17 protein-coding genes and 2 tRNA genes are annotated in these 25,704 nt (G+C 67.2%); 9 read left to right on the top strand and 10 right to left on the bottom strand.

Going from position 1 to position 25,704, the window contains the following annotated elements; all coding sequences use genetic code 11:
• Positions 1-49: 49 nt before the first annotated feature.
• Together GV068_RS00935 and GV068_RS00940 are read right to left on the bottom strand one after the other, a co-directional pair.
• Positions 50-3,205 carry a TonB-dependent receptor gene (locus GV068_RS00935; protein WP_159695570.1) on the bottom strand — a complete coding sequence of 1,052 codons (3,156 nt, stop codon included), beginning with the start codon at positions 3,203-3,205 and terminating at the stop codon, positions 50-52.
• Positions 3,206-3,458: 253 nt separating this feature from the next.
• Positions 3,459-4,181, bottom strand: a complete 723-nt coding sequence (locus GV068_RS00940; protein WP_159695571.1) for a GntR family transcriptional regulator — start codon at positions 4,179-4,181, stop codon at positions 3,459-3,461.
• Between the two features lie 283 nt (positions 4,182-4,464).
• On the opposite strand from GV068_RS00940, the gene GV068_RS00945 reads away from it, so the two are divergent.
• The 3 genes from GV068_RS00945 to GV068_RS00955 all read left to right on the top strand — a co-directional run bounded on the left by GV068_RS00945 (position 4,465) and on the right by GV068_RS00955 (position 7,600).
• Entirely contained in the window at positions 4,465-6,117 is a 1,653-nt protein-coding gene (locus GV068_RS00945) for a right-handed parallel beta-helix repeat-containing protein (protein ID WP_159695572.1), read from the top strand.
• A 10-nt stretch (positions 6,118-6,127) separates the two neighbouring features.
• Entirely contained in the window at positions 6,128-6,718 is a 591-nt protein-coding gene (locus GV068_RS00950; protein WP_159695573.1) for an NF038129 family PEP-CTERM protein, read from the top strand.
• A 72-nt stretch (positions 6,719-6,790) separates the two neighbouring features.
• The gene (locus GV068_RS00955) at positions 6,791-7,600 is read left to right on the top strand and encodes an NAD(P)-dependent oxidoreductase (protein WP_159695574.1); all 810 of its coding nucleotides are present in this window, start codon (positions 6,791-6,793) and stop codon (positions 7,598-7,600) included.
• 63 nt (positions 7,601-7,663) lie between these two features.
• On the opposite strand, the gene GV068_RS00960 is transcribed toward GV068_RS00955, so the two are convergent.
• On the bottom strand, positions 7,664-9,490 hold the full coding sequence (locus GV068_RS00960; RefSeq protein ID WP_159695575.1) for a glycoside hydrolase family 2 protein: 1,827 nt from the start codon (positions 9,488-9,490) through the stop codon (positions 7,664-7,666).
• 181 nt (positions 9,491-9,671) lie between these two features.
• Here GV068_RS00960 and GV068_RS00965 point away from each other — a divergent pair, with 181 nt between their 5' ends.
• Positions 9,672-12,410 (top strand): Tat pathway signal sequence domain protein, encoded by a 2,739-nt coding sequence (locus tag GV068_RS00965; RefSeq protein WP_159695576.1) that lies wholly within the window; start codon positions 9,672-9,674, stop codon positions 12,408-12,410.
• 9 nt (positions 12,411-12,419) lie between these two features.
• Here the strand turns inward: GV068_RS00965 and GV068_RS00970 are convergent, their stop codons facing one another.
• Entirely contained in the window at positions 12,420-15,521 is a 3,102-nt protein-coding gene (locus tag GV068_RS00970) for an amidohydrolase family protein (protein WP_159695577.1), read from the bottom strand.
• A gap of 255 nt (positions 15,522-15,776) precedes the next feature.
• Between GV068_RS00970 and GV068_RS00975 the strand changes: the two genes are divergently transcribed.
• The 4 genes from GV068_RS00975 to GV068_RS00990 are packed head-to-tail and all read left to right on the top strand — an operon-like array spanning position 15,777 to position 20,347.
• Positions 15,777-16,220: a MarR family winged helix-turn-helix transcriptional regulator gene (locus GV068_RS00975; protein ID WP_159695578.1), complete on the top strand. Its 444-nt coding sequence runs from the start codon at positions 15,777-15,779 to the stop codon at positions 16,218-16,220.
• Between the two features lie 29 nt (positions 16,221-16,249).
• The gene (locus tag GV068_RS00980) at positions 16,250-17,734 is read left to right on the top strand and encodes an MDR family MFS transporter (protein ID WP_159704406.1); all 1,485 of its coding nucleotides are present in this window, start codon (positions 16,250-16,252) and stop codon (positions 17,732-17,734) included.
• 10 nt (positions 17,735-17,744) lie between these two features.
• On the top strand, positions 17,745-19,187 hold the full coding sequence (locus GV068_RS00985) for an efflux transporter outer membrane subunit (RefSeq protein WP_159695579.1): 1,443 nt from the start codon (positions 17,745-17,747) through the stop codon (positions 19,185-19,187).
• Positions 19,184-20,347 (top strand): HlyD family efflux transporter periplasmic adaptor subunit, encoded by a 1,164-nt coding sequence (locus tag GV068_RS00990; RefSeq protein WP_159695580.1) that lies wholly within the window; start codon positions 19,184-19,186, stop codon positions 20,345-20,347. Before GV068_RS00985 ends, GV068_RS00990 begins: the two co-directional genes overlap by 4 nt.
• A 193-nt stretch (positions 20,348-20,540) precedes the next feature.
• Here GV068_RS00990 and GV068_RS00995 read toward each other — a convergent pair.
• From GV068_RS00995 to GV068_RS01015, 5 genes are all read right to left on the bottom strand, one after another.
• Positions 20,541-20,630: transfer RNA gene (locus GV068_RS00995), tRNA-Ser, on the bottom strand.
• A 311-nt stretch (positions 20,631-20,941) separates the two neighbouring features.
• Positions 20,942-21,031: transfer RNA gene (locus GV068_RS01000), tRNA-Ser, on the bottom strand.
• 99 nt (positions 21,032-21,130) lie between these two features.
• On the bottom strand, positions 21,131-22,426 hold the full coding sequence (gene serS / locus GV068_RS01005) for a serine--tRNA ligase (RefSeq protein ID WP_159695581.1): 1,296 nt from the start codon (positions 22,424-22,426) through the stop codon (positions 21,131-21,133).
• Positions 22,427-22,556: 130 nt separating this feature from the next.
• Complete coding sequence (locus GV068_RS01010; protein ID WP_159695582.1) at positions 22,557-22,754, bottom strand: hypothetical protein; 198 nt, start codon at positions 22,752-22,754, stop codon at positions 22,557-22,559.
• Positions 22,755-22,961: 207 nt separating this feature from the next.
• Complete coding sequence (locus tag GV068_RS01015; protein WP_159695583.1) at positions 22,962-24,275, bottom strand: replication-associated recombination protein A; 1,314 nt, start codon at positions 24,273-24,275, stop codon at positions 22,962-22,964.
• Positions 24,276-24,422: 147 nt separating this feature from the next.
• On the opposite strand from GV068_RS01015, the gene GV068_RS01020 reads away from it, so the two are divergent.
• Positions 24,423-24,971, top strand: a complete 549-nt coding sequence (locus GV068_RS01020; RefSeq protein ID WP_159695584.1) for a hypothetical protein — start codon at positions 24,423-24,425, stop codon at positions 24,969-24,971.
• Positions 24,972-25,039: 68 nt separating this feature from the next.
• On the opposite strand, the gene lolA is transcribed toward GV068_RS01020, so the two are convergent.
• Positions 25,040-25,669: an outer membrane lipoprotein chaperone LolA gene (gene lolA, locus GV068_RS01025; protein WP_159695585.1), complete on the bottom strand. Its 630-nt coding sequence runs from the start codon at positions 25,667-25,669 to the stop codon at positions 25,040-25,042.
• Positions 25,670-25,704 lie beyond the last annotated feature (35 nt).

The raw sequence follows: 25,704 nt of genomic DNA on the forward strand, positions 1-25,704 counted from the left end.
GTCATCTGGCGATGACCGGCAATCGGAACGAGAAATCGTTACGACAGGATCAGATCTTGAGCGAGAGCGTCACGAAGTAACGGCGTCCCGACCATGCCAGTTCGTTGAGGCGGAAGCTGTCGCCCGCGTCGGTGCGCTTCACCTCGTCGGTCAGGTTCTTGCCTTCCACGGCGATGGTGATGTTTTCGCTGTAACGGTACTGGATCTTCGCGTCCAGGAATCCGGTCTTGGCTTCGAAGATCGGGTTGCCCGAGACGTCGTTGTTACCGGTGAAGAAGCGGTCGCGGTAGCTGTAGGCCAGGCGCGCGTTGATCGGGCCCTGGTCATACCACAGCGACAGGTTGTACGCGTTCTTCGACATGCCCGGATACGGCAGCACCGTGTTGTCGAGGATGTTCAGACGCTCGGTACCCGCCGCATACTTGTAGCTCATGCGGGTGTAGTTGGCGTCGACACCGAAGCCGCTCAGCCAGCCCGGCAGGAAGGTCAGCGCGGTGCGGCCGGCGATCTCGACGCCCTTGGTGGTGGCGCCCTTGCCGTTGACGGCCTGGGTCACGTCCCACAGGTTGCCGTCCTTGAACAGGTCCACGCCCTTGGTCAGCACGCGTTCCATCACGTAGCTCGAGATGTCCTTCTTGAACAGGGCGAGCGACAGCTGGCTGTCCTGGCCCGGATAGTACTCGAAGCTCAAGTCGGTGTTGGTCGAGCGGTAAGGCTTCAGGTCCGGATTGCCGGCGGTGCAATCGTCGGTGCCGTCGCCGCCGAACTGCGCGCTGCCGCTGTTGCGGATACAGGTAGCGTTCGGCGCCAGGAAGTCCATGCGCGGACGCGCCATCGCCTTGGCCCAGCCGACGCGGGTGACCAGCTTGTTGTCGATGAGCCAGATGGAGCCGTTGAAGCTCGGGAGCACGTCGTTGTAGGTGTTCTCGACGGTCGACACGGCGTTGCTGATCACGATGTCGGTAAAGGTCGACGATCCGGGCGCGGTGGCCGTGCGCACCGAGTAGCGCGCCAGGCCCGCGGAGCGGTCGCGGGTGCGGGTGTAGCGCACACCGACGTTGCCGTCCACCTCGTAGCCGAACAGCTGGGTGGCGTAGTCCAGGCGCAGGTAGGTCGCGGCGATCCGTTCGTCGATCGCGAAGGCCGGGATCTGCGGGTAGGTGTTGCCGTCGCTGCCCGGCGCGCTGCGCAGGTAGGCATGGTTGAAGTTCGAGGTGTCGAAGAACGGCACCGCATTCGCATACACCGGGGTCATCCAGCTCGAAGGCAGGCCCGACACCTTGTCGTAGCCGTCGAAGAAGGTGCCCGGCGAGCGGCCCTGCACGGCGCTGACCAGGGCTGCCATCTGGGCGGCGTTCAGGTAGCGGGTGCTGAAGCTCGAGTTGATGAAGCTCTGGGCATCGTTGGGACGCTGGGCCGACCCGGTGTACAGCGGATCGTAGACCGCGGTCTGGTTGACGTTGGCGCCGCGCACGTTGATGTCGTCCGCGGTCGAATTCAGGTTGGCGCCGTTGCTGGCCAGGTAGCCGCCGCCGTTGTACTGCTCGGACGAGGCCTTGCGCGCCTGGGCGCCGAACCAGACCTTGGTAAAGAACGGCGTATCGAGGCGGTACTTGAGGTCGATCTTGGCCTGGTTTTCCTTGTTGTCGGTTTCGCTCGGACGGTACTGGAGCTGGGCCTGGACGTAGGAGCTCGGATTGTCCGGGCTGTAAGCGGCCGGGAAGGTGAAGCGCGGGATGCTGTCCGGGCCCAGCGCCACTTTCAGGCCGGGCGCGTTCTGGGTCAGCACGATGCTGTTGCTGTCGCTGCTGTAATTCGATTTCGAGGCGCCGAACAGGCCTTCCACTTCCAGGCGGTCGCGCTTGAAGTTGAAGCCCGAGGTGGCGTAGCGCGAATCGATGTCGAGCTGGAAGTCGCGCGCCGAGGTGCTGAAGGCGCCCTGGCCGCCCTGCCCCGCCACATACAGGCAGGAGCCGACGGTGTATTCGGTCACGTGGTGGTTCTGTACCACCATGCCCGGGGTGGCGCCGGTCGGCGTGGTGCAGGTGCCGGCGGTGGTCGGCACGCCGGTAGCGGCGTTGTAGACTGGCGCGCGGTTCGGCGTCGCCAGGCGCGAGGTGGCGCCGAAGTCGGTGCCGAAGTTGCGGTCGTTCAGGCGCTGGCGCTGGGTGTTGGCCTGGTAGCTGACCCAGGCGTTGAATTCCTTGGTGAAGGCATACTGCGCGGTCAGTTCGCCCGAGGAGCGCTTGTGGTCGCGGGTCCAGATGCCGTAGCGTGCGATGCCCGGCGAGTAGTCGAACCACTGGCTGCGGCAGGCGGTCTGCTGGGCCGTATTCAGGCCCGAGGTGGCGCAGGCGGCGGCGCTGTTGACCGCGGCGACCGCCGGATCGGTGCTGGTGACGGTTTTCTCGGCCGAGCCGTCCCAGTCCTGCAGGAAGCGCCACGAGGTATTGCGCGCATAGTCGTTCTGGGTCAGGACCTTGTCGTAGACGAAGTTGGCCATCAGGCCCAGCCTGCCGTCCAGGAACTTGTCGGCCATGTAGAGGCTCGGACGCGGCTGTACGCCGCCGCGCGAGGTCGAGTGCTCGGCCGCGAGACTGGTGCCGATGGTGCGCTTCTTGAAGTCGAGCGGCTTGCGCGTCTTGATCTGCACGGTGCCGCCCACGCCGCCTTCGGTCATGTCGGCGGTGATGCCCTTGAAGACGTCGATCGAGCCGATCAGCTCCGAGGCCAGCTCGCGCAGCTCCGCGCCGCGGCCGGCGCCGCCGCTGGTGCCGAGCACCGACATGCCGTTGATCTCGATGCGGTTCAGGTCCGGTTCCACGCCGCGGATCGCGACGGTCGAGCCTTCGCCGAAATCGCGCGACAGCTGCACGCCGGTGACGCGCGACAGCGCCTCGCCCACGTTCTTGTCCGGGAACTGCCCGATGTCCTCGGCCACGATCGAATCCGACACCGTACCGGCGTTCTTCTTGCGGTTGATGGCGGAGGCCACCGATTGGCGGGTGCCGGCGATGCGGACCACGGCCGGAGCGGGCGCATCACCGGTGGCGGTGGGCTGGGAAGCGCTGGCCGGCGTTGCCGGTGCTTGCGTGTTTTCCTGGGCCTGCACGGCGTGTGCGGCAAGGAGGGCGACCACTGCGGCGACTGCGCGGGCGCAGCGGGTCGGATGCAGCACTTGCGTGCCAATCGTTGCTCGATTCATCGAATTGTCTCCATGGGCTCTGTTGTTTGGTGTGCTGCGTGGCCTTGAAATCAATTCTATGTTCGTAAAGATGCGGCATTCCATCGAGCATCGAAAGAATCACGAAGCTGATCGAAACCAGTGCGCAAACGATCAAGCGGCTGATCGTTTGGCGGTTTTGTCGCTGAAATGCACCGGAACCGTGCAAGGATTGCGCCCACGCGCTCCTGGCGGGGCGTTGCCGGCGGGTGCAGGACAGAATGGCGTGCAGCGATCAGGCGGCGATGGACGCGGCCTGGTAGTCGGCCGGCAGGAGCAGCTCGGGATAGCGGCTGCGCAGCGCGTCGATCGCGTTCAGGGTGCCGGACAGGTGGGTGCGCACGTGCTGCTGCGCCGCGGCCACATCGCCACGTCCGATGGCGTGCACGATTTGCGCGTGCTGGTCGAGGATCGACTGCGCCTTGCCGTTGAGGGGCAGGTGCAGGCGGCGCAGACGATCCAGGTTGCCGCTACGGCTGCGCATCATCGACCACAGGTCGGGCACCGCCGCTTCCTCGTACATGCGGCGGTGGAATTCCAGGTCGACCGTCGTGAAGCTGGCCAGGTCACCAGCCGCCAGGGCGATGCGCTGGCGCTCGATCAGGCCGAGCAGCTCGCGCGCCAGGGCCGGATGGGGATCTTTCGCCAGCACGTAAGCCAACTCGAGTTCCACCGACAGGCGCAGGAAATGCGCCTGCCTGGCCTGCGCCAGGTCGATGCAGCGCACCCGGGTCTGATGCTGGGGATAGATGTCGACCAGGTGCTCCTCTTCCAGGCGCAGCAGCGCCTCGCGCACGGGACTGAGCGAAAGCCCGAAGTAATCGCACAGCTGGGGACGCGCCAGCACCGTTCCCGGCTTGATGGCCAGGCTGACGATCAGCTCGCGCAGGTGCTCGAACACCTGCGCGGTCGCGTTGCGCGAACGGTCGAGGCGAAACGGAAGGTCGGCGAAGCTCATTGCTGGGGCATCCATTCTCAAGTCGGAAAACGCCTGCACAGGCGCGGTCTGGAGCGCGCAGGTACTAGCATACTAATAGCCTAGTGGCGCTATTTTTCCGCATTTTATCCCGCCTGTCCGGGCCCTCTCCTATTTACTCAACATCGTGAGCGTTCGCGCGGCGCGCATTGACACCCGATTCGAATAAGCCGGTAATGGCGCTCCATCGGCCCGGCGCATCCCGTCCCGGCCGCACCGACAGCACCGGCGGACCATCCCCAATAAAAACTCTTACGGAGGCAGGATGAGGATTCGACAGCGTCACACCCGGTTCGCGCTCGCGGCCGCACTGATCACGGCGTCAGGCTGGAGCGCCGCCGCCACCTACTATGTCGCACCGAACGGCGACGACGGCGCCGCCGGCACCCTGGCCGCGCCATGGAAGACCTTCGCCCGCGCCCAGCAGGGCGCCGTGGCCGGCGACACCGTGTACTTCCGCGGCGGGGCCTACGTCTACACCGGCGGCCTGAACGCCTGCGCCAGCATGACCGACACGGTCAACGTCATCACCCTGAACAAGAGCGGCACGGCGGCCAACCCGATCCGCTACTGGGCCTATCCGGGCGAGCGGCCGAGCTTCGACTTCTCGCAGATGAAGGACAACTGCCGGGTCAAGGCCTTCAACGTCACCGCCAGCTACCTGCACCTGAAGGGCTTCGAGGTGATGGGCGCGCCCCAGCAGCCGGGCAACCTGCTCAACAACGAGTCCTGGGGCGTCTGGAACAGCGGCAGCTTCAACACCTTCGAGACCATCGACACCCACCACCACATGGGCCCGGGCCTGTTCATCTCGAACGGCAGCAACAACCTGGTGCTGAACGTCGACTCGCACCACAACTACGACCCCTACAGCAAGAGCGGCCCGGGCCAGAACGCCGACGGCTTCGGGGTGCACATCCGCGCCAACCGCCCCGGCAACGTGATTCGCGGCTGCCGCGCCTGGGCCAATACCGACGACGGCTACGACACCATCAATGCCGAATCGGTGGTCGTCATCGAAAACTCCTGGGCCTGGCGCCACGGCTACCTGCCCGGCACCACCACCTCGCTCCCGGCCGGCAACGGCAACGGCTTCAAGATCGGCGGCTTCGGCGGAACCTACTTCGCCAACGCGCCAGTGCACATCACACGCAACAACGTCTCCTTCAACAACAAGACCTGGGGCTTCTACGCCAACCACCACCCCGTGGCCAGCCTGTTCTACAACAACACGGCGGTGGCAAACCGCGCCGGCTTCAACATGCTGGGGGTGGACGCCACCAATTCGGCGGTCAACCTGGGCGTCCTGCGCAACAACCTGGCCTACAGCGGCACCGTGGCCACCAGCATCGATGGCGCCGACGTGGCCAACAACAGCTGGAACCTGCCTGTGTCCGTGACCGCCGCCGACTTCCAGAGCACCGCCCTGGACGGCTGGGATGCGCCGCGCCTGCCGGACGGCAGCCTGCCCGTGCTGCCCTTCCTGCGCCTGGCGGGCGGCAGCGATCTGCTGGACAAGGGCGTGCAGGTTGGCCTGCCCTACCAGGGCGCGGCGCCGGACCTGGGCGCCTTCGAAGGCAGCGCGCCGGTGCCGCTGTACAGGGACGTCAGCGCCAGCATGAAGATCGCCCGCTCCGGCCTCACCCTCGACCGCGCGACCGGCAAGATGCGGGGCACGGTCACTTTCACCAACATGGCGAACGCCCCGGCCAGCGGCATCCTGCTGTTCCGCCTGGACGGCCTGAGCGCGGGCGTCACGCTCGACAACGCCAGCGGCGTACAGGGCGGATCGCCGACCCTCACCCTGCCCGTGTCCGACCTCGCGCCCGGCGCCAGCGCCACCGTGACCACGGTCTTCGTCAACCCGTCCCGCACGGCGATCGACTACGTGTCGAAGCTGTTCGCCGGCGCACTCTGAGGAGCCACGCATGCATCCCTTCAAACATCTCCTGCTGCGCGGCGCCCTGGCCTGCCTGCTCGCCCTGGGCGCCGGATCCGCGATCGCCGGGCCCCTGCACTACGTCCGCATCGACACCACCGCCCTGGCTGGCCGTAGCGGCTACCTCGACTTCCTGTTCCTGGGCCTGGGCGACGCGGCCGCGGCCCAGGCCCGGGTGTCGCTGCTGGAAGGCGCCTTCACCGGACCGGACTTCACGCTCGGCAGCGCGAGCGGGGACGCGTCCGGCGGCCTGGTGCTGGACAACAGCGGCGCCTGGAGCGAAGCCGGCCTGTGGGCCGACTTCGGCGGCGTGCTGCGCTTCGCCGTCGACTTCGACCTTGCGCCGGGCCCCGATACCGGCACCACGCTGTCGGTCGCCCTGCTCGACGCCAGCCTGAACTACCTGGAAGGCACGAGCGGCGACATCCTGCGCTTCGCACTGCAGCCGGGCCGACCGGTCGACGTGTTCGCCGATCCGGCCTTCGCCCGTGTCGGCGACCAGCCCTTGCCGGAAGCGCCAACCTTGTGGCTGCTCGGCGCCGGCGTGCTGCTGATGGCGCGCCGGGTGCGGCGCCGCTAGCGCTTCCTGTATTCCCGGCACGGCGCCCCGCGATGGGCGCCGTGCCTTCGTTCCACCTTGTCTTCGATGATCATGACCAAACCATTCAAACGCATCCTCTTCACCGGCGCCGGTGGCAATCTTGGCCGCCGCCTGCGCGAACACCTGCACGCCTTCGCCGACGTCGTCCGCCTCGCCGACGTGGCGGATATCGGTCCCGCCGGTCCCGGCGAAGAGGTGGTGCAGTGCGACCTGGCCGACCGCGAGCAGGTCATGCGCATGTGCGAAGGGGTGGACGCGATCCTGCACTTCGGTGGTGTCTCGACCGAGGTCGAGTTCGCACCCATCATGCAGGCCAACATCCTCGGCATGGTCAACCTCTACGAAGCCGTGCACAAGCTGGGCATCCGGCGCGTGGTCTTCGCCAGCAGTAACCACACGATGGGCATGTACCAGACCAGCGAGCGGGTCGACGCCGCCATGCCGACGCGTGCCGACGGCTACTACGGCCTGTCGAAGGTCTGGGGCGAGAACCTGTCGCGCTACTACTGGGACCGTTTCGGCATCGAGACCGTCTGCCTGCGCATCGGCTTCTGCTTCCCAGAACCCGCCACGCACCGCCAGATGGTCACCTGGCTCAGCCTGGACGACCTGCTTGAACTGCTGCGCCGCTCGCTGCTGACGCCGCGCGTCGGGCACACCATCGCCTTCGGCGTGTCGGACAATCCAGGCCGCTGGTGGGACGACCACCACTCGCGCCACCTGGCCTTCCTGGCAAAGGACAGCTCGGCCCAGTTCCCCGACAAGCCGTCCGAGCAATTCGCGTATCCCGACCCGAGCGACCTGACGACCTTCCTGCAGGGCGGCGTGTTCGTCACCACCGGCCCGAAGTACCCGTCATGACGGTCTCCGCTCGCCGGTGACGCCGGCAAGCCTGCCGGTCATGGACGGCGCCAGGGTACGGGCTTATTTGTTGCCGTAGTAGTCGGCCAGCACGCCGAAGGCCTGCTTGCGCATCCCGGTCTCGGACAGGATGCCCTTGCGGTTCCAGCCGTTCTGAAACACCGGGTGTTCGCGCCGCGGCGAGCGGAAGTCCTTCAGGATCCAGGGCGACATGCCGCGCAGGGTCGGGATGTTCTCCGCCATCGCCAGGGTCTTGCGGTAGTACTCGGCCTGGTACTCCTCGGTGAATTTCTTCATGCCGTCGTTGCGGTAGCCGGCCAGCGCGTCGGCGCCGAATTCGGACAGGATCAGGGGCCGGTCCGCCGGTACCTTCCACTTGAGCTTTGCGACGGCGTCGAGCGTATCGGAGCCGTACCACCCGGCGTAGGTATTCACTGCCAGCACGTCGAGCTTGTCGACCAGCGGGTCCTGGATACTCGATCCTTCGCCGTCATGCTTGACCAGCAGGGCCGCACTGATCAGACGGCTCGGATCGAGCTGGCGCACGTTGTCCGCCATGGCGGAATGAAAGCGCGTGCGCGAGGGCGACACCGGGGTCTCGTTCCCGACGCTCCACAGGATCACGGCGGCGCGGTTGCGGTCGCGGTAGATGGTTTCGGCCTGCATCGCCAGCGCCTTGCGCAGCACGGCCGGGTTGTCCCAGTCGACCGTCCAGTAGACCGGAATCTCGCTCCACACCAGCAGGCCCATCTCGTCGGCCAGGCGCACCGTCGTCTCCGAATGCGGGTAGTGCGACAGGCGCACGTAGTTTCCGTTCAGGCCGTGCTTGATCTCGTGCAGCAGCGCGCGCGAAGCCTGCTCGGACATGTTGCGCGCCGGGTTGGGGCCGAACTCCTCTTCGTGCAGCGAGATCCCGCGCAGCCACAGCGGCTTGCCGTTCAGGAGGATCTGGTTGCCCTTGACCGCGATGGTGCGAAAGCCCACGCGATCGCGCAGCGTGTCGCCGGCGACGCTGAAGCGGATGTCGTACAGGGTGGGCTTGTCGGGCGACCAGCGTTCCAGACCCTTGGGTGCGGCCAGGTCGAACACGGCGCGGCCGTCGGCGCCGGTGACGGCGCGCGCGGTGCCAAGTGCACCAATCGCCACGCTGACCGCCTGGTTGGCCGCCTGCGGCCCCTGCAGACGCACTTCGCCCGTGATGCGGCCGTCCGGGCGCAGGCCGATGTGGGCGTCGTCGATGAAAGTGGCCGGCGTCGTGATCAGGCGTACGGGGCGCGTGATGCCGCCGTACAGGTCCCAGTCGGTGATGAAAGTCGGGATCGATTGCGCGTCGTGGGTCGAATCGACGCCCACCACCAGGCGGTTCTCGCCGGCGCGCAGCGCCTCCGTCACTTCCAGCACGAAGGGCGTGAAGCCCCCTTCGTGGCGCCCCACCTCCTTGCCGTTCAGGTAGACATAGGCGCGGTAGTTGACCGCTTCGAAACGCAGGAAGGCGCGCTTACCGGCCGGGGCCTCTGCCCTGAACTTGCGCTGGAACCAGATCAGTCCATCGTAGTAGCGCAACTCGGCCGCTGCCGCATTCCATGCGCCCGGGACGTTGATGGTGGGGCCGCGGTCCAGGTCGAATTCGAAGAAGTCGGCGCCGCCCTTGGCTTCGCTGGCCGCCACGTCGATGTCGCGGTAGCGCTGCATGCGCGACTTGGCGACCCAGCCGTTGATGTCGGTGAGGCCGGTGCGGTACAAATCCTTTGAATAGGTCCACTGGCCCGACAGGTCCTGGCTGTCGCGGCTCAGCGCCCCCGTCAGCAGGAAAGGCGGACGCAGGTCCTGCGCCAGGACAGGCGCGAACAGGGTGGCGACGAGGATCCAGAATGCAGCGAGTGTTTTCATGGGCGGGAAGGCTGATATATTAGTATTCTCCAATGAGTATAGGTGGCACCGCCATGCGGGTGCGCTCAAGCTGCTGATCGATTGACGACTGCATATCGACCGCCATCCCTGTCTCCGCTAGTATCGCCCTCGACCGACTGATATATCAGCCCATCCCCCTCGAGAGCAAAGGCAGGAGAACATGATCGTCACTACCGCATCGCGCAGGCGCTTCCTGCGCTCGGCCAGCGCCCTTCCCCTGTTCGCTTCCCTGCCCGGCCTGTCCGGTGCGGCCACCGCGAACACGACAGCGAGACCCGCGCCGGTCGCCGGCACCGCCCTGCGCTGGCTGGGCGGAGCAGCTCCGGCGCGCTTCGAAGGCGCGACCCTGGGCGTGCCCTGGCCACGCGGGACCCTGCGCCTGCCGGCCAACAAGCAGCTGGATTTCACCCTCGGCGCGGACGCACCGCCGATGCAGTCCTGGCCGCTCGCCTACTGGCCCGACGGGTCTCTGAAATGGACCGCGCACGCCATCGCCGGCGGCGCCGTGGCCGAGAGCTGGGAGCTGCGCTCTGGCCGGCCGGCACGCGGCGCGATATCGGTGAAGCAGGCGGCGGACGGCGTGATCGTCAGCGCCGGCGAACTGGCATGGACGCTGCCGTCCTCGGGCGAAGTCCTGGTGCGCAGCGCGCGCCGCGCCGGCCGGGTGACGATGCAGGACCTGAAACTGGTGGCGCTGCGCCAGGACGGCCCGCAGCCGGAAGACGGCGGCAGCGTGTCGCGCCAGCGCTTCACCGGCAAGCTCACGAAGATGACGGTGGAACAGGCCGGCCCGGTGCGCGCCGTCGTCAAGTTCGACGGCATGCACAGCGACGGCGCCCGCGACTGGCTGCCCTTCTCGGTGCGCCTGTATTTCTATTCAGGCTCCGACAGCGTGCGCATCGTGCATTCCTTTGTCTACGACGGCGCGCCGGACAAGGACTTTATCGCCGGCCTGGGCGTCACCGCCCAGGTGCCGATGACCGACCAGAGCATCGATCGCCACGTGCGCTTCGCCGGCGAAGGCGTCGGCGTCTGGGGCGAAGCGGTGCGTCCGGTGACAGGCTTGCGGCGCGATCCGGGGCAGGCCTACAAGGATGCGCAGGTCGCGGGCAAGGCGCTGCCGCCGTTGGCCGGCATGGCGAAGGCGGTCCAGGAGGGCCTGCAATGGGTCCCCGAATGGGGCGACTTCTCGCTGTCGCAGGTTTCGCCCGACGGCTTCACCCTGCACAAGCGCCTGGGCTCGGGCCGGGCCTGGATCGACGCAAACGCGGGCCACCGCGCGAAGGGCTTGCTGTACGCCGGCGGCGCTTCCGGCGGCGTGGCCCTGGGCCTGAAAGACTTCTGGCAGCGCGCGCCGGTGCAGCTGGACGTGCGCAAGGCCGCGAGCCCGATGGCCGAGGTGACCGCCTGGATGTGGTCGCCCTCGGCGGCTGCCATGGACCTGCGTTCCTACCGCGGCGAGGACGGCATGGACACTCACGAGAAGCAGATCGCCGGCCTGAACATCACCTACGAAGACTACGAAGCGGGCTGGGATTCGGCGCCCGGCATCGCGCGCACTTCCGAACTGCAGCTGTGGGTGCTGGGCGCGACGCCTTCGCACCAGGCGCTGTCGGACATGGCCGAACAGGTCGCGCGTCCGGCGCGTCCGGTGCTGTCACCGCAGCGCATCCACCAGTGCGGCGTGTTCGGCGACTGGGACCCGGCTGACACCTCCAGCGCGGCGCGGCGGCTGATCGAGGATCGCCTGTCCCTGCAGCTGGACCAGTACCTGCGCGAGGCCGAGCAGCACCGCTGGTACGGCTTCTGGTCCTTCGGCGACGTGATGCACACCTATGACAGCGACCGCCACATGTGGCGCTACGATATCGGCGGCTACGCCTGGGACAACTCGGAACTCTCGAGCGACCTGTGGCTGTGGTACAGCTACCTGCGAACCGGCCGCGCCGACCTGTTCCGCTTCGCCGAAGCGATGACGCGCCACACGGGCGAAGTCGACGTTTACCACCTGGGCCGCTTCAAGGGCTTCGGCACGCGCCACGCGGTGCAGCACTGGTCGGACTCGTCAAAGCAGCCGCGCGTGTCGAACGCCGCCTACCGCCGCATCTACTACTTCCTGACAGCGGACGAGCGCGTCGGCGACCTGATGCGCGAACTGCTCGACTCCGACCACGACCTGCACAAGGTCGACATCGCGCGCAAGCTGCAGGTCAATGGCGCACAACCGGACGCTTTCGTCGGCGCCTCCTTCGGCACGGTCTGGGGCTCGCTGATCTCGGCCTGGCTGGCGGAATGGGAGCGCACGGGCGATACCCGCTGGCGCGACAAGATCGTGGCCGGCATGCAGAGCATCGCCGCGCTCAAGCATGGGTGGTTCGCCGCCGGCGCGCCTTACGACCACCGGACCGGCCGCTTCCAGGGTCCCGGCGACAAGGCCTCGTTCTCCAACCTGAACGGGGTGTTCGGGGTGGTCGAGATGAATTCCGAGCTGCTCACCCTGGTCGATGTGCCGGCCTACCGCAAGACCTGGCTGCAGTACTGCCGCACCTACAATGCGCCCTCCCAGGACATCGTGGCGCTGCTGGGACGCGATCCCGGCGGGCGCGGCATGAGCGACACCAATTCGCGCATGACCGCGTACGCGGCCTACCACGAACGCGACCGCGCGCTGTCTTTGCGGGCCTGGCGCGAGTTCTTCGCCTCGGACTGGCTCCAGTCCGGCAACCCGCGCAACACCGTGCGCCGCATTGAAGGCCCGGCCGTGCTGCGTCCATTGGACGAGCTGACCGGGATCAGCACCAATGCCTCGGCCCAGTGGGGCCTGGCCGCGATCCAGCACATGGCGCTGGGCGGCGACACGCTCGAGGAAGCAGCGCGCGCCGCCGGCCTGGTGCGCTAATCACGCGCTTCAGTGCGCGTGGCCGCCTCCTTCGCTGCAGTGCTGCGGCTCCTCGCGGCATAGCTTCTCCTGGGCCGCCAGCGCCTGCTCGCGCGCCCGCCGCTGCTCGGGAGTCTGCGCCGGCGCCAGGATCTCGGGCAGCGTGATCACCCGGCCGTTCTTCACTACGAAGCGCACGTCGGCCGCGGCGCGCAGGTCGAGCAGCGGGTCGCCGCCGACGGCGATCAGGTCGGCCAGCTTGCCCGGCTCCACCGTGCCCAGGTCCTTGCCCAACAGGGCCATGCGCGCGGCGTCGCGCGTGACCGAGTACAGCGCCGCAAGGTTGCCCTGCACCAGCGCGGCCCCGCGCATGTTCAGGTGCAGCGAGATGCCCGGCACCACCAGCGGCGAGTCGGTCCCGTTGGCGACCAGGGCGCCGGCCGCGCGCACCTTGGCCTGCTGGGTGGCGTCGTTGATGATGGCCGCCAGCTGCGCCGGCGTCGGCGGCAGCGCATTCTGCAGGCCGGGCACGAAGTTGGGCGGCACCAGGATGAAGCGCGGATCGAGCACGATGCCCGGGTCGAGGCCTGCCAGCGCGCCGGCCGAGAACAGGGTATCGATCAGGCGGAAGTCGCCCTTGCCGTAGACGTCGGCCGCGTCCTGGTAGGTGATCGCGCGCGCGAAGGACTTCGACCAGCCGTAGCCCATGCGCTGGGTCGCCGACAGGTGGGTGGTGCCGGCCAGGCCTGTCGCCGCGCCCGGCTGCACCATGTGGGTGCCGCTCGGGATGCGCAGGTCGAGCGCCCCTTGCGCGATGCGCTCCATGACTGGGATCGGCGCCCGCACATAACTCTTCAGGTAGTCGACGTCGAAGCGCTTGGCCTTGGCGATCTCGAGTTCGGCGATGCCGGGGGTACGCAGGGTGCGCGCGAAGTGGTAGAACAGGCGGTTGCCTTCCCACAGCGGCGGCGAGACGAACAGGCGCGGCCCGAGCAGGTTGCCGGCCTCCAGGGCTTCGCGCAGCTCGATGCTCTGGTGCAGCGGGCCGGCGACCGACTGCGCCGTGGTGATCCCGTAGGACAGCATCAGCTGGGCGATCTGGCCGAACTGGCCGCCCTGGTACAGGGTCAGCGGATGCAGGTGGGTCTCGATCAGGCCCGGCATGACGGTGAGACCACTGGCGTCGACCTCGCGCACCCCGGCCGGGTGAGTACTGTGCGGCGCGACCGAGACGATGCGGTTGCCGTCGACCAGGATGTCGACGTCGTGGCGCAGGCTGGTCCCGATGCCGTCCCACAAGCTGCCCGCGTGGATCAGGGCGCGGCCAAGCGGCACCGCCTGCTGCCATTCCAGCTTGATGGGAATCTCGCGCGTGGCGCCGCCATCGACGCGCACGGTGCGCACCCGCTCGGCCGATTTGTACAGGATGGTGCGCGAGTCGCCGCCCCAGGACGGCAGGTCGGCGATGTCCTCGCTGACGCGCCGCGCCGGCCCGGTCGGCGCGCCGCTGGCGTCGACGGGAATCAGGTACAGGCGCGAGTCCATGATGAAGGCCACCTTGGTGCCGTCCGGCGACAGCACCGCCGCGCCCTCGTCGCGCTCGGCGATCTGGCGCGGCGCCGGCGCCACCGCGTGGAAGGTGCCGGTGCGCGAGGCCAGGTCGATCACGCGCAGCTTGTTATAGCCCTCGCGAAAGCGGTTGTTGATGCGCTCGTTGTCGACCAGGAGGATGCGGGTGCCGTCCGGCGTCCATTGCGGCGTGCTGACCTGGGTGCTGACGGAAGCCAGGATCACCTCCGGCGTATTGGTGGCGCGGTTCCAGATCTCGAGCTGGCCCGACAAGGTGGTGTAGGCGATGCGGCCGCCGTCCGGCGAAATCTTCGGCGTCACCATCGAGCGGCCCGGAATCGCGGCCAGCCGGGTGCGGGCCCGCGTCGCGACCTCGACCTGGTCGATCGCCAGCTGGCCGGCGTTGCCGCGTTCGGACGAGAAGAAGACCGAGCGGCCGTCCGCGGTCCATTGCGGGTTGGCGTCGCGGTCCGCGTCGTTGGTGAGCCGCACCGGGTCTTCGCCGATGCGCATGGCCCAGACGTCGTTCAGCGCGACGAAGGCGATGCTGCGCCCGTCCGGCGACAGCGCCGGGGCGCTGATGCCCTTCACGTGACGCGGCCCGAACCAGTCGAAACCGCGGTCCTTGCCCTGCACGCCCAGCAGCGGGCGGCGCAGCTTCAGCTCCGCGCGGAACACCACGTCGGCCGGGTTGGCGCCAGCGGCGTCGCGCACGCGGATGTGGCCATCGGCCGTGTACAGGAAGCGCCCGTCGGGCAAGTACCGTACCGGGAACGGGAAGATGTCCTCGTTGGTGGTCACTGGCGCGCCGCCCACCACCAGCTGGCGCGCCGCATCCTGGTAGACCAGCGCGCTGCCGTCCGGGGTCCAGGCCGGCGCGGCGCCGGGGGCGACCACGGTGGGCGCCCCGCCGCCGATCGGTGCAGTGACGACGTTGGCGCCGTCGACATAGGCCAGGCGCGTGCCGTCGGGCGACACCACCGGATTGCTCTCGGCGCCGGGCCCCGTGGTGAGCTGCACCGGCACGCCGCCGCTCAAGCCCACGCGCCAGATCTTGTACTGGCCGTCGCCGCTGCGGTCGGACGAGAACACCAGGCCGCTGCCATCGGGCAGCCAGGCCGGTTCGCGGTCGTCGTAGGGTCCGGTGGTGAGCTCCTTGATGTCCCGCCCGTCCGGCGAGATGGTCCAGATGTGGAAGTTCCCTTCCGGCGTGTAGTTCTGGAAGGCGATGCGTTTGCCGTCGGGCGACCACACCGGCGCGGTCGGTTCGACGCGCCAGTCGGTGATGCGTCGGGCGTCACCGCCGCCGGCCGGGATGATCCACAGCGCGCCCTGGGCCGAGAACACGATGTGGCGTCCGCTTGGTGAGGGCGCGGCCGCCATGTTGGTGCCCTCGCGCAGCTCGACTGTCAGGTCGTGCGTCGGACCGTGCAAATTGTTGAGTTCATCGACGCGGCCACCGCCCGGCCACTGGCAGGCGGACAGCAGGGCGGCGCCGACAGCGAGCGCGAGCGCGCTGCGGCAAGGAAGGCGGGAACTGCGCAGGGAGCTGCAGGTAGCCATGGTTTCCTCCTGGATGGATTGCCAAAATGCACCAATATGGTGCGTACATGACAGATCGATCCTCGACCGGGCATCTGACGAAAGGCTGACAGATGAGTTCGGTCGGAAACGGATGCGCTGCAAAGCGAAGCGCCTCTGATTGTGCTCAACAATAGGGACGGAACCTAAGCGCACTTGGCGAAAACAATTCGGCCCTTGCCGAGTTTCCTTGCTCATATTAAAATAGTTCGATACCTAACGATTAGCTAGCTAAACATGAGTACTCAACCAACACTCGAGGAAAGCTTTTCGAAAGCGCTCCACTACACCGCCCGCGCCTGGCGCCAGCAACTCGACAAGCGCCTCAAGCACTTGGGCATCGGCCAGGCCGGCTGGATGACCATCGCCATGGTCGCCAAGTCCGAGGAGCCGATGTCGCAGCGCACGCTGGCCAGCCTGGTCGAAGTCGAAGGCTCCTCGATGGTGGCGATGCTGGACCGCCTCGAGCGCGACGGCCTGGTCGTGCGCACCGCCTCGCCCACCGACCGCCGTGTGAAGCTGGTCATGCTGACCGAGGCCGGCAACAAGGTCTATGCGGAGGTGCAGCGCGAAGCCGGCGCGGTGCGCGCCGGCCTGCTCGGCGACTTCGATCCGCAGGAACTGGCGGCCGCCACGCGCCTGCTGGAGTCCCTGCGCAAGCGCCTCGAGGAGACGCCGTGACGGCAGCTGCTCCAGCGGTGAACCGGACCATGATCACGATCTCGATCATGCTGGCCACCATCATCCAGGCGCTCGACGGCACCATCGCCAACGTGGCGCTGCCGCACATGCAGGGCGCACTCTCCGCGTCAACGGACCAGATCACCTGGGTGCTCACTTCCTTCATCGTGGCGGCGGCGATCGCCACGCCGCTCAATGGCTGGCTGGTCGACCGCTTCGGCCTGAAGAACGTGTTCCTGGCCTCGGTGGCGGGCTTCGTCATCGCCTCGGTGCTGTGCGGGATCTCCACCTCGCTCACCGAGATCGTGGTCGCACGCATGCTGCAGGGCGTGTTCGGCGCGGCCCTGGTGCCGCTTTCGCAATCCACGCTCCTCGACATCAACCCGCGCGAGAAGCACGGTTCCGCGATGGCGGTGTGGGGCATGGGCGTGATGATCGGTCCCATCCTCGGCCCCAGCCTGGGCGGCTGGCTGACCGACAGCTTCAGCTGGCGCTGGGTCTTCTTCATCAACGTGCCGATCGGCGCCCTCGCCTTCTGGGGCATCTGGCGCTACATCCGCCCGACCGAGGCCGCGCGGCGGGTGCGCTTCGATACCTTCGGCTTCGTCACCCTGTCGGTCGCCATCGGCGCGCTGCAGATGCTGCTCGACCGCGGCGAGCAGAACGACTGGTTCGCATCGGGCGAGACCTGGTTCGAGCTGGTGCTGGCAGCGCTGGCGCTGTCCTACTTCATTGGCCATACCTTGACGCGCCCGCCCGGCCAGTCGTTCGTCGACTTCCGCCTCTTGAGAAACGCCAACTACGTCACCGGCCTGCTGCTGATCTTCATCGTCGGCGTCGTGCTGTTCGCCACCCGCGCCCTGATGCCGACCATGCTGCAGGGCCTGATGGGCTATCCGGCCGCGCTGGCCGGCCTGGTGACGGCGCCGTCGGGGCTGGGCACCATGCTGGCCATGCTGGTGGTTGGGCGTCTGACCGGCAAGGTCGATTTCCGCATCCTGCTCGGCACCGGTTTTGCGATCACCGCCTTCTCGCTGTGGCAGATGACCCAGTACACCCTGGTGCTGTCGCAGTCCGACATCGTCTGGCCCGGCGTGATCCAGGGCATCGGCCTGGGCCTGGTGTTCGTGCCGTTGTCGGCGGCCACCTTCGCCACCCTGTCGCCGCAGATGCGCGCCGAAGGCACGGCGCTCTACAGCCTGGTGCGCAACATCGGCTCGAGCATCGGCATCGCGCTGGTGCAGGCGCTCCTGATCCGCAACACCCAGACCGTGCACGCCTCGCTGGCGGCGCACGTGAACAACGCCAACCCGGCACTGCTCGACCCGAACGCCGGCTACAGCATGGCCATGATCGACCACGAGATTACGCGCCAGGCCTCGATGATCGCCTACGTCGACGACTACTGGCTGATGATGATGCTGACCCTGGCCGTGATCCCCATGCTGCTCCTGATCCGCCCGCCCAAGGCTTCAAGCGCGCCGGCGCCGGTGGACCACGCCGCCCTCGACTGAAAGAATCACCTTGCGACTACCACGACTCCTTCCCATCGCGGCAGCGGCCCTTGCCCTGTCGGGCTGCCTGCACGTACCGAGCGACGGCGCGCGCAGCCGCGGCCCCGACTTCGCGCGCGCCCAGTACGCTGCCTCCATCGCCCTTCCCGCCCACGACTGGCCCGCAGAGCAGTGGTGGCGCGCGTATCGCGACCCGCAACTCGACGCCCTGGTGGCGACCGCCTTACGCGATAGCCCGAACCTTACAGTGGCCAAGGCGCGGGTCGCCAGCGCCGGCGCCGCCGTCGCGGCGGAACGCGCGGCCGGCGGCGCCCAGGTCGGGCTTGAAACGGGCTTCAACCGTCAGCGCTATTCCTCCAACGGCTTCTTCCCGCCGCCGATCGGCGGCGCCTTCTACAACGATGCCTCGGTCCAGCTGCGCGCCAGTTATGACTTCGACTGGTGGGAACGTCACCGCAGCCTGATCGCGGCGGCCCTGGGCGAAGCAGACGCGCGCCGCGCCGAAGCGGCGCAGGCAGCGCAGGTGCTGGCAGCATCGGTTGCGCAAAGCTACCTGCGCCTGCAGATGCTGTGGGCGCGCCAGGACAATACCAATGAGCTGATCGCCGTCCAGCGCGACCTGGTCGCCGGGCGCCGTGCGCGCATGGCGCAAGGCCTGGCAACCAGCGACGAGCTGCGCAGCGCCGAGCTGGATCTGGCGACCCTGGGGGAACAGGCGCAGCATCTCGATACCGACGCCGAACGTGAACGCGAAGCCCTGCGCGCACTCATCGGCGGTGATCCCGACGCCCTGGTGAAGCTGACGCGGGTACGCGTGACGCCGCCGAGCGACTCCGTACCGCGCGAGCTCGGCCTGGAACTGCTGGCGCGCCGTCCCGACCTGCAGGCCGCGCGCTGGCGCGTCGAGGCCCAGCTGGGACGGGTGGCCTCGGCCGAAGCGGCCTTCCGGCCCGACATCAACCTGGCCGGCGCCCTCGGCCTCGATGCCATTTCGCTCGGCAAGCTGCTGCGCTACCCTAGCCGGACGCTGCTGCTTGGCGCCACCCTCGACCTGCCGCTGTTCGACGGCGGGCGACTGAACGCGCAGCTGGGCATGGCGCGCAGCGAGCGCGACGAGCTGCTGGCCGAGTACAACAAGGCGGTACTGGACGCGGTGGCCGAAGTCGCCCGCGAAGCCGCCACGCTGCAAGGCATCGCAAAGGAAGCCGAGGCGCACGCCGCGGCATCGCGCGCCAGCAGCGAGCTGGCTGCCAGCGCTGAAGCACGCCTGAAGCGCGGCCTGGCCAACCGCGCCACCGTGCTGCAGGCGCGCCAGGCCGTGCTGCGCCAGCGCGACGTCGCCCTGCAGCTGGTCGACGCGCAGCTGCAGACGCAGGTGGCGCTGACCAAGGCCCTGGGCGGCGGCTACCACGCCGCCCCGACTACGAACAACCCGATCGCGAGCAAGCCATGAGCACCGACACCCCAAGCACCCCGAACTCCCAGAATTCGCCCAAGCGCCGCGCCGTCCTGGTCGCCATCACCGGCGCCTTCCTGCTGGCCGGCGTCGGCTATGGCGCCTACCACGTGCTGGTGGCGTCCAAGCGCATCGAGACCGACAATGCCTACGTCGGCGGCAACCTGGTAAACGTGTCTTCGCAGGTCGCGGGCAGCGTGGTCGAGATCCGCGGCGACGAGACCCAGCTGGTCGAGGCCGGGACCGAACTGGTGCGCCTCGATCCGCTTGACGCCGAAGTCGCGCTGGCCCAGGCCGAAGCGCGCCTCGGCGCGGCCGTGCGCCAGCAGCGCGAGCGCTACACCGGTGTCGAGCAGTACCAGGCCACGCTCGAACAGCGCCGCGTGACCCTGAAGACAGCGCAGGACGACCTGGCGCGGCGCCTGCCACTGGCCGGCGACAACATCGTCTCGGGAGAAGACCTTGCGCATGCGCGCCAGGCGGTGGCGGATGCACGCGCCGCACTGGTGGTCGCGGAAAAACAGCTGGCGGCGGCGCGTGCTGGCGTGAGTGGCGTGGCGCCAGGCGAGCATCCGAACGTGCTGGCGGCGAAGGCGGATTACATGGCGGCCTGGCTGGCAACGCGCCGCACGACCGTCGCCGCGCCGGTGACGGGCTATGTCGCCAAGCGCAGTGTGCAGGTCGGCAGCCGCATCGCCCCGGGCACGCCGCTGCTCTCAGTGGTGCCGCTGAACCAGCTCTGGATCGACGCCAACTTCAAGGAGTCCGAACTGCGCGACATCCGCATCGGCCAGCCGGCCACGATCGAAGCCGATATCTACGGCGACAAGGTGGTCTATCACGGCAAGGTGGTGGGAATGGGCGCCGGCACCGGCAGCGCCTTCTCGCTGCTGCCGGCGCAGAACGCGACCGGCAACTGGATCAAGGTGGTGCAGCGTGTGCCGGTGCGGATATCGCTCGATCCGAACGAGCTGCAGGCGCATCCGCTGCGCGTGGGCTTGTCGACCACGGTGGACATCGATATCAGCAGGAAGGAAGGCGGCGTGCTGGGGGCGGTGGCGCCGACTGCGCCGGCTTATGCGACTAACGCATTGAGCCAGCCGCTGCAGCAGGCCAAGCTGGCGACAGATGAAATCGTAGCGAAGAACATGCACTGAAAATGAAAAGGGCCCCGATGTGGGGCCCTTTTCATTACTACTGGCGGAGAGGGTGGGATTCGCCCACGTTCCGCGAGCCGCCCTCGCGCAAGCATGCGCGAGGCTTCGAATCCCACGCGGGAGCTCCTCAGGAGCTCCCTCCTCTCCGCCACAAAAATGAAAAGGGCCCCGTGCGGGGCCCTTTTCATTTTTGTGGCGGAGAGGGTGGGATTCGAACCCACGGTACGGTCACCCGTACGCCTGATTTCGAGTCAGGTACATTCGACCACTCTGCCACCTCTCCTGAATCGGTGTTGCGTGGTCGCCGTAAGCGAGGCCGAATTATAGCGGCTGTACGGCGTTTCGGGAAGAGACAATTGGCGCGAAATAATATTTCATTGAAGCATCATTTTTGAAAGAATATTTCTTGCCGACTTCAACGTCAAAAACAAAGGCAAGCGCGGCTACTCACGGGTGGGATTCGCCCACGTTCCGCGGGCCGCCCTCGCGCAAGCATGCGCGAGGCTTCGAATCCCACGCGGGAGCTCCTCAGGAGCTCCCTCCTCTCCGCCAAGAAAATGAAAAGGGCCCCATGCGGGGCCCTTTTCATTTTCTTGGCGGAGAGGGTGGGATTCGAACCCACGGTACGGTCACCCGTACGCCTGATTTCGAGTCAGGTACATTCGACCACTCTGCCACCTCTCCTGAATCGGTGCTGCGGTCGCTTGTAAGCGAGAGACAGCATTATAGCGGCGCTCTTGCAAAAACGGAAGAGCTATTTAAAACTTGCTCTTCCATCGCGCTTCAGGCGCCGGGTGCCAAACGCTCCAGACCACCCATATAGGAGCGCAGCACTTCCGGAATGATCACGCTGCCGTCCGCCTGCTGGTAATTCTCCAGCACCGCCACCAGCGTGCGGCCCACGGCCAGGCCGGAACCATTCAGGGTGTGCAGCAGTTCGGTCTTGCCGGCCGCATTGCGGAAACGGGCGCCCATGCGGCGCGCCTGGAAGGCTTCGCAGTTCGACAGCGAGGAGATCTCGCGGTAGGTGTTCTGCGCCGGCAGCCAGACTTCGAGGTCGTAGGTCTTGGCGGCCGAGAAGCCCATGTCGCCGGTGCACAGCTGCATGACGCGGTATGGCAGGCCCAGCGAGGTCAGGATGAACTCGGCCTGGCCGACCATCTCTTCCAGCGCCGCATACGACGCCTCCGGCTGCACCACCTGCACGAGCTCGACCTTGTCGAACTGGTGCTGGCGGATCATGCCGCGGGTGTCGCGGCCGTAGCTGCCGGCTTCCGAGCGGAAGCATGGGGTATGCGCGGTCATCTTGAGCGGCAGTTCGTCCAGCGCCACGATCTCGTCGCGCACCACGTTGGTCAGCGAGACCTCCGAGGTCGGAATCAGGTAGAAGTTCTCGCCCTCGCCTTCGGCGCCGCCCTTCTTCACCGAGAACAGGTCGGCTTCGAACTTCGGCAGCTGGCCGGTGCCGCGCAGCGAATCGGCGTTGACCATGTACGGGGTGTAGCACTCGGTGTAGCCGTGCTTGCCGGTGTGGGTGTCGAGCATGTACTGCGCCAGCGCGCGGTGCAGGCGCGCCATGCCGCCCTTCATCATCGAGAAACGCGAACCGGTCAGCTTGGTCGCGGTGTCGAAGTCCAGGCCCAGCTTTTCGCCGATGTCGACGTGGTCCTTGACCTCGAAATCGAAGCTGCGCGGCGTACCCACCTTGCGCACTTCGACGTTGCCCGACTCATCGGTCCCTTGCGGCGTGCTTTCGTGCGGCAGGTTCGGCACCGCTTCCATGAAGCGCGCCATCTTGTCCTGCACGTCGGCCAGCTTGACTTCGTTGGCCTTCAGCTCGTCGCCCAGGCCGGCCACTTCCGCCATCACGGCCGTGGTGTCCTCGCCCTTACCCTTCATCATGCCGATCTGCTTGGACAGCGAGTTGCGCTTGCCCTGCAGTTCCTCGGTACGCGTCTGGATCGCTTTGCGTTCGGCTTCGAGGGCGCTGAACGCGGCCACGTCGAGCTGGAACTTGCGGGTCGCCAGGCGCGCGGCGACGGTGTCGATGTCTTTGCGGAGAAGTTGGATGTCAATCATGTCGGGGACGCTTGCGTATGTCGAAAACACAATTGTACCAAGCCGACCGCTGTTTTCTCCGAAATCCTCGCGAGATTCGGTAGGGGTTTGATCTACCGTCGTACTCGGGCCCTCGCAGCCCTGCCCCGCATTACTTCAGGCCGGCTTTTTCTGCGACGGACAGGCGCGGCGCCTTGACGACGACCACGTGCACGGTCGGATCGATCACGGTGACCGACACAGGCTGCGCGACTTCGACGGTACGGGCGGCGGCGGTGGCGTAGCTGGCAACCAGGCCCAGGGCGGCGGCGGCGATGAAGATGGCTTCGAAGTTTTTACGGATGTTCATGGTAGTGCTCCTTCAGGTCAGATGTGATTCGGTATGGTTGAACTTTACCGATCGGACCTAAGCACCGCCATCGACATGCGATGAAGCGCGAAAATCGGGGGCTGGAATGCGTCAGGCGCGGACTGGCCGTAGAAAAGCAGTGCGAAGCGTGCGCAATGCGCGACGAAGCGTCAAATACCGACGCCAAGCCGCGCCCACACAGGCGAATCAGCCGTTCCCGTCCTTGCGTGCGTCCTCGTCCAGGCCGCGCAGGAAGGCCAGTTTCTCGGCCACTTTCGACTCGACGCCGCGCGGCACCGGCTGGTACCAGCCCGGCTCGCGCATCCCCTCGGGGAGGTAGGTTTCGCCCGCCGCATACGCATGCGGCTCGTCGTGGGCGTAGCGGTACTCGTGGCCGTAGCCGAGTTCCTTCATCAGCTTGGTCGGTGCATTACGCAGGTGGACCGGCACCTCGCGCGACTTGTCCTTCTTCACGAAGGCCATGGCCGCGTTGAAGGCGTTGTAGCCGGCATTGCTCTTGGCCGCGATCGCCAGGTAGATGACCGCCTGGCCCAGCGCCAGCTCGCCTTCGGGCGAACCGAGGCGTTCATAGGTCGTGGCGGCGTCGTTGGCGATCTGCAGCGCGCGCGGATCGGCCAGGCCGATGTCTTCCCAGGCCATGCGTACGATGCGGCGCGACAGGTACTTGGCGTCGGCGCCGCCGTCGAGCATGCGGCACAGCCAGTACAGCGCCGCGTCCGGATGCGAGCCGCGCACCGACTTGTGCAGGGCCGAGATCTGGTCGTAGAAGTTGTCGCCGCCCTTGTCGAAGCGGCGCGCGTTCAAGGTCAGGGCGTTCTCGACGAATTCCCGGGTGATGGTGGTGACGCCCGAGGTATCGGCCGAGGTCTTGGTCTGTTCTAACAGGTTGAGGAAGCGCCGCGCGTCGCCATCGGCATAGCCGACCAGGGTGTCGACCGCGACGTCCTCGAACGTCAGGTGCTGCAGCACGCGCTCCTGGGCGCGCTTGAGAAGCTGGCGCATCTCCTCGTCGTTCAAGGCCTTGAGCACGTAGACCTGGGAACGCGACAGCAGCGCCGAGTTGACCTCGAAGGACGGGTTCTCGGTGGTGGCGCCGATCAGCGTCACCAGGCCCGACTCGACGAAGGGCAGCAGCGCATCCTGCTGCGACTTGTTGAAGCGGTGGATCTCGTCGATGAACAGGATGGTGTGCTTGCCGCGCGCCAGGTACTGCTCCGCTTGTTCGACGGCGGCGCGGATGTCCTTCACACCCGAGAGCACGGCCGACAGCGCGATGAACTCGCAGTCGAAGGCGTAGGCCGTCAGGCGCGCCAGCGTGGTCTTGCCGACGCCGGGCGGGCCCCACAGGATCATCGAATGCGGCTTGCCGGACTTGAACACGAGGTTCAGCGGCTTGCCGGGGCCGAGCAGATGGCTCTGGCCGATGACTTCGTCAATGGTGCGCGGGCGCAGCGCTTCGGCCAGCGGCGGCGCGGGTTCGGTCTTGAACAGGTCATCCATGACGCGCTCCTGGGACGGTCAAGGGGAATGCGGAATGTTGTGAATGCTTGTGCATGCGCCTAGTGTAGCCGATGCGCCGTAGGGCGGCAGGCCGCACGGGGCAGGCCAGCCGTATAATCCGGCGTACTGCCATGCCGGAGCCGTCCCATGAAGAAAGCCGCACCCGTCCTGATGATCCAGGACGTCTGGTCCAGGTGGACCAAGGCCTCGCGCGCCGCCGCGGATGCCGGGACGCGGCTGGCCCTGCCCCGGGTCCATGCGCTGCCGCTCTTGAGCGGCGAGGCGACGATCCGCCACGAGGTGGCGGCGCTGGAAGACGAGGGCTTCGAGCCGCGCCACCTGGTGCGCAGCATGGAGGATCCGGCCTGGGCCCACGACCGTCCCGCCCGGCCGGACAACCTCAAGGCCTGGCGCACCGGCGACGGCTTTGCCGTATCCCTGTTCCATCCATGGGAGAGCATGTTGAGGACCAAATGGCCGGCCTGGCTGGCCTCTCCCCTGTTCGAGGGCAAGCTGGGGGACGCGGTCCGGATCGACTGGAACGGGCGCTTCCGCGCTTCGGTATTCGGCGCGAACCGCTCTTACTTCTATGAAGAACACACGATCTGGGTCACGCTGCAGGCGGCGCCGACGGGCGCCACCTTCCTGACCCTGGAGCCGATCAAGCACATCGACCTGCGCACCAGGATCTACTGAGACGTAAGGCTCTATCGCTTGAGCAGGCCCCAGCCGGATACCGGGATGCCGATGCCGAGGCGCTTGTCTTATTGGTTGACGACGTCAGCGCCCTTCGGGACCTCGAACTTGAACTGCTGGGCGCCCAGCGCCGGGTTGCGCTGGAAGCTGGTGAACTTCAGGAGCGAGACCTGGCCGAACTGGTCCTTCAGTTCCATCGCCACCGGTACGCCGCCCTTCAGGCCGATGCCGATCTGCTCGAAGGTGGTGTCCTTGGTCTTCGGTACGGCAGTCAGCCATTCGGCGCCATCGCGCTCGCCGGCCTCCGTCAGGGTGAAGTTCTTTTCCAGGTCGTTACTGCCGAACAGGATGGCGGCCGGCGAGGAGCCCAGCGCGTTGCCCAGCTTGCGGGTGGTGACCTGGTTCAGGTCCTTGTCGTAGATGTAGAGGGTGTCGCCGTCGGCCTGCAGCAGCTGGTCGTAGGGCTTCTGGTAGGTCCAGATGAACTTGCCGGGACGGGCGAACACGAAGCTGCCGCTCGATACCGGGGCGGTCTTGCCGCTCTTGGACTTGGTGAGCTGCTGCTGGGTGAACTCGCCTTTGGCGGACTTGGTGCCGGCGACGAAGGTCTTGAACTGGTCGAGGGCGCCGGCGTGGGCGGCGCTCGACAGGGCGACGGTGGTGAACAGTGCTGCGATAGCTTGGGTCGTGAATTTCATGTCTATTCCTCTTGTTGTGGTCCTCGCCGCCGCAC

This window comes from Massilia sp. 9I (genome assembly GCF_902506415.1).
Lineage (GTDB): Bacteria > Pseudomonadota > Gammaproteobacteria > Burkholderiales > Burkholderiaceae_D > Telluria.

Excerpts from the sequence above, each read along its gene's own strand:
- GV068_RS00935 (WP_159695570.1), bottom strand. The coding sequence starts at position 3,205 with ATGAATCGAGCAACGATTGGCACGCAAGTGCTGCATCCGACCCGCTGC.
- GV068_RS00940 (WP_159695571.1), bottom strand. The coding sequence starts at position 4,181 with ATGAGCTTCGCCGACCTTCCGTTTCGCCTCGACCGTTCGCGCAACGCG.
- GV068_RS00945 (WP_159695572.1), top strand. The coding sequence starts at position 4,465 with ATGAGGATTCGACAGCGTCACACCCGGTTCGCGCTCGCGGCCGCACTG.
- GV068_RS00950 (WP_159695573.1), top strand. The coding sequence starts at position 6,128 with ATGCATCCCTTCAAACATCTCCTGCTGCGCGGCGCCCTGGCCTGCCTG.
- GV068_RS00955 (WP_159695574.1), top strand. The coding sequence starts at position 6,791 with ATGACCAAACCATTCAAACGCATCCTCTTCACCGGCGCCGGTGGCAAT.
- GV068_RS00960 (WP_159695575.1), bottom strand. The coding sequence starts at position 9,490 with ATGAAAACACTCGCTGCATTCTGGATCCTCGTCGCCACCCTGTTCGCG.
- GV068_RS00965 (WP_159695576.1), top strand. The coding sequence starts at position 9,672 with ATGATCGTCACTACCGCATCGCGCAGGCGCTTCCTGCGCTCGGCCAGC.
- GV068_RS00970 (WP_159695577.1), bottom strand. The coding sequence starts at position 15,521 with ATGGCTACCTGCAGCTCCCTGCGCAGTTCCCGCCTTCCTTGCCGCAGC.
- GV068_RS00975 (WP_159695578.1), top strand. The coding sequence starts at position 15,777 with ATGAGTACTCAACCAACACTCGAGGAAAGCTTTTCGAAAGCGCTCCAC.
- GV068_RS00980 (WP_159704406.1), top strand. The coding sequence starts at position 16,250 with ATGATCACGATCTCGATCATGCTGGCCACCATCATCCAGGCGCTCGAC.
- GV068_RS00990 (WP_159695580.1), top strand. The coding sequence starts at position 19,184 with ATGAGCACCGACACCCCAAGCACCCCGAACTCCCAGAATTCGCCCAAG.
- serS (WP_159695581.1), bottom strand. The coding sequence starts at position 22,426 with ATGATTGACATCCAACTTCTCCGCAAAGACATCGACACCGTCGCCGCG.
- GV068_RS01010 (WP_159695582.1), bottom strand. The coding sequence starts at position 22,754 with ATGAACATCCGTAAAAACTTCGAAGCCATCTTCATCGCCGCCGCCGCC.
- GV068_RS01015 (WP_159695583.1), bottom strand. The coding sequence starts at position 24,275 with ATGGATGACCTGTTCAAGACCGAACCCGCGCCGCCGCTGGCCGAAGCG.
- GV068_RS01020 (WP_159695584.1), top strand. The coding sequence starts at position 24,423 with ATGAAGAAAGCCGCACCCGTCCTGATGATCCAGGACGTCTGGTCCAGG.
- lolA (WP_159695585.1), bottom strand. The coding sequence starts at position 25,669 with ATGAAATTCACGACCCAAGCTATCGCAGCACTGTTCACCACCGTCGCC.